The sequence below is a fragment of the Brucella sp. 22210 genome (assembly GCF_052045675.1).
In the GTDB taxonomy this organism is placed as follows: Bacteria; Pseudomonadota; Alphaproteobacteria; order Rhizobiales; family Rhizobiaceae; genus Brucella.
Genome location: NZ_JBQEPD010000074.1, coordinates 1 through 6,691, shown reverse-complemented (window position 1 = coordinate 6,691; position 6,691 = coordinate 1). Strand labels below are relative to the sequence as shown.

Sequence of the window (6,691 nt, the reverse complement as noted above, 5' to 3'; positions counted from 1 at the left end):
GCTTCGGTGAGATAGCCGGAGCGCAGGCCGTGGGCGGAGAATTCCGTGGCATCAAGCCCTGCCATTTGCGCGCGTTGTTTGACGATCCGGTTGACGGCGCTGGGTTCAAGCGCTCGCGCAGAGACGTTGCCCCAGCGATCTACTTTTCGAAACACACTGCCCTTGTCGATCCTGGCTGTTTCCAGCCAGCGGGTGAGGGCTTCGACGGGCCGTCCGGTCAGATAGACGATCTCACCCTGATCGGCGCCACTGGTTTTGGTGCGGCCGAGATGAATGCCGAGCGAGGGGAGGGGAGGGCCGTCCACATCGGTGACCGGGGCCTGTTTGACAAGCTGTTCCACGCGCAGGCCAGCGACTTCGCTGCGACGACGCCCGCCTGAGGCAAAGGCTACCATCAGCATGGCCCGGCCGCGAAGCGCGGTGAGATCCTCGCCGGAACAGGTTGCCAGCAGCTTGCCCAGAATATCGCCGGTAATAGCATTGGCACTCTTGCGGCTGCGCGGCCGGTTCAGGGCACGCACCGCAAGCCGGATTGCCGATTTCACGGAAGGCGATGAGAACGCACCCTCCAGACCGCGCCAGCGGGTCAGCGTCGACCAGTTGGCGAGACGGCGGCGGACGGTCGCCGGCGCATGCGGTCCCGACACGCGCAAAAATCCGCCTCGGCGTAATTCCGCTTCCACGCCGGCCGGCATGCCGTGATCGGGTTCGATCTCGCGTTGCTGTGGCCGCCACAAATGATGGGCGACGAATTTCAGCAACAGGGCTTCGGGCGCCGGGAAGGGGAGGGGATTGCCGGTTGCGGCCAGCGACCAGGCTTCGAGATAGGCCAGATCCGAGGTCAGCGCACGCAGCGTGTTTTCGCCCATGCCTTCATTGACCAGATGGCGCAGTGTCTCGACATCCTCGTCGGTCAAAATGCCTGCCAGCATGTCGCGCCGGTTCATCGGCAAAACGGCGGCAATCGTGTCGAGGGTTTCGGCGCGCCGTTCGACGGCGGAAACGGGCGCTGATCGCACAGGCAAACTCCTTGATTGAATTGGAACCGGACTTTCAGCGGCGTTGCTTGGCCCAATTTTTACTGATTTGCGGCTTCAAATCAATAAGCTTCGATAACCAGTATCCAGGGTGTAACTTGAAAAGTTATCGCCTGTATTGTCGCAGGGAGAATGCATGTAAAGTTTGTCGCCACATTGTAATATCGTGACAGGTCTCAAAATGGGAAAACTGTCTGCAGAACGGTCAATCGGTACCCCAAAAAAGAGCCTGCAGTGGAGGAAATGTCCCGAATGAAATCCTTTTTCCAGCGAATGATACCGTTTGATCGCTGACAAGGTATTTAAAAAAACCCTTAATATACTACAGCATCACCATTGGCTGGCGTCGTGGGTGTCTGCCCGCGGCAGTTGTGCTCCCCAGGCGCCAGTCTTCGCTCAGTCAACTATTCATTCGCGCAAGGATATAACCTCTCCTCGATCCAGACCCGTGTCTGTTCCAGGATTTCATCCGAAAGCGTATCGTCGTCAATTGCGCGGGAAAGGATCACTGCTCCGACCATCGCAGCCCAGGTTCCGATGGCCGCGCGCCGCCGTTCCGAAGCTTCGACTTTAGGAAGGGCCTTCGCCATGCGCTCGATTTGTGCCTGAAGCCCGGTAGACATGGCGGCGCGGGCCGCTTGCGTCTGATGGCGGATATCTGCCGCCAAGCCTGCTGTTGGGCAGCCTCTGGCAGGGTTATTGCGATGCTTCGGTGCGAGATAGCCTTCGAGATAGGCCCGTAAATCGAGGGTACTGTTGTCATCACTGTAGAGCGCATGCGCGATCGTTGCGGCAATGAGGTCGTCCTTCGAGCTGAAATGTCCGTAGAAACCACCATGGGTGAGGCCTGCAGCTTTCATCACTTCCGACACGCTAACCGCATCAAATCCCTTCTCACGAAACAGTGCGCTTGACACATCCAGAATGCGGCGCCGGTTCTGGATCATCTGCTCTCGGCTGACCTTCATTTCAAAATTCTCCACCGCATCCATTGACATATTCATGATGATCATCATATTTAATAATCATGACGACAATCATGAATATAGTCCCTAACCAAGCAGAGAGCAATCCCATGACCGCCACTCCTTCCGTTCTCATTACCGGAGCCTCCGCAGGCATCGGCGCTGCCTACGCCGACCGCTTCGCCCGGCGCGGCCACGATCTTGTCCTCGTCGCGCGCAACAGTGATCGCATGGAAACCCTAGCTGCCCGCCTGCGGATTGAAACTGGGGTTAAGATCGATATCATTCAGGCGGATCTTACCAAGCTGGCAGACCTTGCCGTGGTAGAAGCCCGGCTGCGTGACGACAGTAGTATTGGCATCCTCGTTAATAATGCCGGCACGGCGCTTGGCGGCAGCTTCCTTGATCAGTCCATCGATGATGTTACCCGGCTGGTTGCGCTCAACACCACTGCGCCGCTTCGACTTGCCAGCTCCGTCGCGCCTCGTTTCGCAGAGGCGGGCGAAGGAGCGATCATCAATATTGGCTCCGTCGTCGGTGTTGCACCGGAGTTTGCGATGACTGTCTATGGCGCGACCAAGGCGTTCATTCTGTTTCTGTCGCAGGGACTGAGCATCGAACTCAGCCCCAAGGGCGTCTACGTACAGGCTGTGCTTCCAGCTGCCACGCGCACCGAAATCTGGGGACATGCAGGTGCGGACGTCAACGCCATGAGCGGCGTGATGGAAGTCGATGAACTCGTCGATGCGGCACTTGTCGGTTTCGACCGAGGCGAGCCGGTAACGGTCCCGCCTCTGCCCGATGCCACGCAATGGGATGCATTCCAGGCGGCCCGTCAGGCCATGCTTCCGAATATGGGTCAGACACGTGCGGCTGAGCGCTACCGGAACAAGCGCTAATTGGCAGCGATAGGTTCAATCTTTTCAGTTTTCATAAAAGGCGACTATCCTATGACTGACAAGTCTCTCTTCGAGCCATACGAGCTCGGTTCCCTGCTTCTCTCCAATCGCATCGTGATGGCACCACTCACCCGTAACCGTGCCGGTTCTGATCTGGTGCCTGGCGCGCTTGCGGCAAAATACTATGCCCAGCGCGCCAGCGCAGGGCTGATCATAACTGAGGCGACCCAAGTCTCCGAACAGGCGCAGGGCTATCAGGATACCCCCGGCCTCTATACGCCAGAACAGATTGCCGGCTGGCGCGCGGTGACGGACGCCGTTCATGCGAAGGGCGGGCGCATCTTTGTCCAGCTTTGGCATGTCGGCCGCGTAAGCCATGTGGACCTTCTCGGCGGTAAGGCTCCGGTCGCTCCGTCGGCCATCCGTGCGGAAACCAAAACATTCGTCAATAACGGTTTTGCGGATGTCTCGGAGCCACGCGCTCTTGAGACCGATGAGATCCCGGGCATTGTCGAATCCTTTCGGCAGGCTGCCGCCAATGCCATCGAAGCCGGCTTCGATGGCGTCGAGGTGCATGGTGCCAACGGTTATCTGCTCGATCAGTTTTTGCGCGAGACGGCAAATACCCGTATTGACGGCTATGGCGGCTCGATCGAAAACCGCGCCCGCCTGCTGCTTGAGGTCACCGAGGCAGTGTCGAAAGCGATCGGTGCTGGTCGTACCGGCGTTCGCCTGTCACCGGTCTCGCCAGCGAGCGGTATCGTCCTCTCTGGCCATGAACAGCAGCAGTTCAATTACGTCGCGGACAACTCGACAAGCTCGGTATCGCCTATATCCATATAGTGGAGGGCGCGACAGGCGGTCCACGTGAAGCGACGCCGTTCGATTATGGAGCCCTGCGCCAGCGCTTCGGCCAAACCTTCATGGTCAACAATGGCCTCGACCGGACGCTTGCCGAACTACAACTCGCCCACGGTGAAGCCGACCTCTTCGCATTCGGCCGGATGTTCATCGCCAATCCTGATCTGGTGGAACGGCTGAAAGCCGGCGCTGCGCTGAATGATTTGGATTTTACCACGCTCTATGGCGGCGGGGCCAAGGGCTACACCGACTATCCGACACTGGCCGACTGATGCGGAGTGGGCGGCGTTCGTTGGGGACGCCGCCCGGCCACCGAGACTGACTATTCTCTAAACTGTATGCTGTGCCAAAACGATAGTGCAATATCCAAGGATATCCCACCATGACCAACGAAAACCGCTTGTCCGACTGGAAAACTGTCCCGACCCAACACGTCCAGGTGCTCGGTACGCGGTTCGCCTATTGTAGTCTCGGTTCTGCCAAGGCTATTCCGTCTGAAACTGGTGTTCCCGTGGTGTTGCTCAATCACTGGGCTGCGAACCTCGACAATTTTGACCCGCGTCTGGTGGAGGGGCTTTCGGCCGATCGCGCGGTGTACGCGCTCGATTATCGCGGAATCGGAACATCGAGCGGCAAAGTGCCGCTGACAATCAAGGAGATGTCGCGTGACATGATCGCCGTCATTCGTGCGCTTGGGCTCGGTCCCGTCGATATGATCGGCTTTTCCCTTGGCGGCTTCGTTAGCCAGCAGATCCTCTTCGACGGGACCGAGCTTGTGCGGCGCGTCATTCTTGCCGGAACCAGACCTGCGGGTGGAACGGGTATAGAAAATGTTGGCATCGTATCTTCGCCACTGATCCTCAAGGGCCTCGTGACGCTTCGTGACCCTAAGATATTTCTGTTTTTCACATCGAGCGCCAATGGCCGACTTGCCGCCAACGCCTTTGTTGCGCGCCTGAACGAGCGGAAGAAAAACCGTGACAGATCGGTCGGCTTTGGCGCGATGCTGCGGCAGTTGAAGGCCATCAAGGCGTGGGGCCTACAGCCTGCGCAAGCGCTTGAAACCGTCCAGCAACCTGTTCTGGTCGCGAATGGCAATTACGACATTATGGTGCCGAGCCAGAATTCGATCGACATGGCAGAACGCATTCCGCATACCAAACTCGTCCTTTACTCTGACGCCGGCCACGGCGGCATTTTCCAGTTTCATGATACGTTCCTGAAAGAAGCGAAAGCTTTTCTGGCGGCCTGATCGGCACGCCTTTTCATATGGCGACAACACTCTCCTCCGAGGCAGAAGACGATGAAAGCTCTTATCTTTAAACGCTACGGCAAATCCACGCAGCCCGAATACACAGATGTGCCACGTCCCACGATCGGCCCGGACGAAATTCTCGTCCAGGTTCATGCCGTTGGACTGAACCCGATCGACAACATGATCCTGAAGGGTACGTTCAAACCCGTGCTCAAGTTCGATCTGCCGGCCACCATGGGCAGCGATGTCGCTGGCGTCGTGACGGAGGTCGGAACTCGCGTGAAGCGTTTTAAAGTCGGTGACTCGGTCTTTGCCAGCGTATTTGATCTTGGTCGCGGAACTCTGGCTGAATTCGTCGCAATTCCTGAGCGCTTTGCTGCGCCGAAGCCGACCAACCATGATTTTGTCGAAGCCGCTTCGATCCCGATGGTTGGCCTCACGTCCTGGCAGGCGTTCAAGGAACGGGCCCGGCTGAAAGCTGGGCAGAAGGTTTTCATTCCAGCAGGATCGGGCGGCATCGGCACCTTTGCCATTCAGTTTGCCAAATATCTCGGCGCCAAGGTCGGCACGACCACCAGCACGGGCAATATCGATCTAGTGAAAAGCCTCGGCGCAGATGAAGTGGTTGATTATAAGAAGCAGGAATTCGAAACGGTCCTTCGCGGCTACGATATGGTGCTCGGGACCATCCGTGGCGACGGTATTGAGAAGTCGCTGCTGATCCTGAAGCCCAACAGCATCATTGTTTCGCTGATCGGCCCCCTTGATACGGCCTTTGCCCGCGCGCGAAACCTCAATGCTGTTCTGCGCTTCGTCTTCAGCCTGATGAGCCGGAAAATCCTGCGCCTCGCGAAGAAGCCTGATGTTCGCTATTCATTCCTGTTCGTTCATCCGGATGGCGATCAACTGGCAGAGATTGGCGCGATCATCGAAGCCGGTCACATTCGTCCTGTTATCGATAAGGTTTTTCCATTCGATCAGGCAAGTGAAGCACTCGCCTATCTGGAAGCCGGGCGCGCGAAGGGCAAGGTCGTGGTGAGACTGATATAGGGCCCGATCTTTTTAAACTTCCGTTGCTTAGGGGCCGGTGCGGAGAGTTGACGATTTCATAATCATCCAATGCGAGCGCAGCGACCAGTATGAAACGCACTCTTGCGGCATCCCTAGCCGACCGACACACCTGTCGTTCATCTATTATTTTCCGCTAGCGTGGTGAAAGATAATGAAGAAATCGAGGCGAAGCCCTTCAAAGGGTTGATAGCGTTCCGCCTATCTTGGCCCGAGATTTGCTCGAAAGACCGGAAAGCAGGGCGATTCCGGCCATCCGCTGCACCGAAAACTCTGATTTGCGGCTTCAAATCGATAAGCTTCGATAACCTATACTAGTCATGTATTTCCAATAGGTTGTTTTGATTAATGAACTCGCCAGTTCAACCCGTATCGGTAACCGGGGCAGATCCGGTGGCAGTGCTGACAAAGTCGGCAGATTCGCGGACTGTGCGCTGACTGGAAAATAGCCGGGGCGCTCAAGCGCGTACCGCGACAAGGGAGGTGAGCGGCGGAACAAGATGATTAGAGATGGGGTGACGTTCCAACTGCATTCTGCCGGCAATCTGTTGTGGTGACCACCCATGGCTTATGCGATCGACAACGGATTAACGCAAATGAGCAAAA

Annotated in this window: 5 protein-coding genes and 1 pseudogene; 4 read left to right on the top strand and 2 right to left on the bottom strand. The window is 57.2% G+C overall.

Translation table 11 applies throughout. The annotated features are described in order from the left end of the window. A partial coding sequence (locus ACTJKP_RS25830; RefSeq protein WP_440632674.1) for a tyrosine-type recombinase/integrase occupies positions 1–947 on the bottom strand: 947 nt, incomplete at its 3' end. A 494-nt stretch (positions 948–1,441) separates the two neighbouring features. After that, a complete protein-coding gene (locus ACTJKP_RS25825) occupies positions 1,442–2,005 on the bottom strand; it encodes a TetR/AcrR family transcriptional regulator (RefSeq protein WP_440632711.1) in 564 nt (187 codons plus the stop codon). A gap of 107 nt (positions 2,006–2,112) precedes the next feature. Here ACTJKP_RS25825 and ACTJKP_RS25820 point away from each other — a divergent pair, with 107 nt between their 5' ends. The 4 genes and pseudogenes from ACTJKP_RS25820 to ACTJKP_RS25805 all read left to right on the top strand — a co-directional run bounded on the left by ACTJKP_RS25820 (position 2,113) and on the right by ACTJKP_RS25805 (position 6,067). Beyond that, positions 2,113–2,901 (top strand): SDR family NAD(P)-dependent oxidoreductase, encoded by a 789-nt coding sequence (locus tag ACTJKP_RS25820; RefSeq protein ID WP_440632710.1) that lies wholly within the window; start codon positions 2,113–2,115, stop codon positions 2,899–2,901. Positions 2,902–2,952: 51 nt separating this feature from the next. Further along, positions 2,953–4,034 (top strand): annotated as a pseudogene (locus tag ACTJKP_RS25815) (alkene reductase). A 110-nt stretch (positions 4,035–4,144) separates the two neighbouring features. After that, positions 4,145–5,014, top strand: a complete 870-nt coding sequence (locus ACTJKP_RS25810) for an alpha/beta fold hydrolase (protein ID WP_440632709.1) — start codon at positions 4,145–4,147, stop codon at positions 5,012–5,014. A 51-nt stretch (positions 5,015–5,065) separates the two neighbouring features. After that, positions 5,066–6,067, top strand: coding sequence for an NADP-dependent oxidoreductase (locus tag ACTJKP_RS25805; RefSeq protein WP_440632708.1), 1,002 nt, complete (start codon positions 5,066–5,068; stop codon positions 6,065–6,067). Positions 6,068–6,691: the final 624 nt, after the last annotated feature.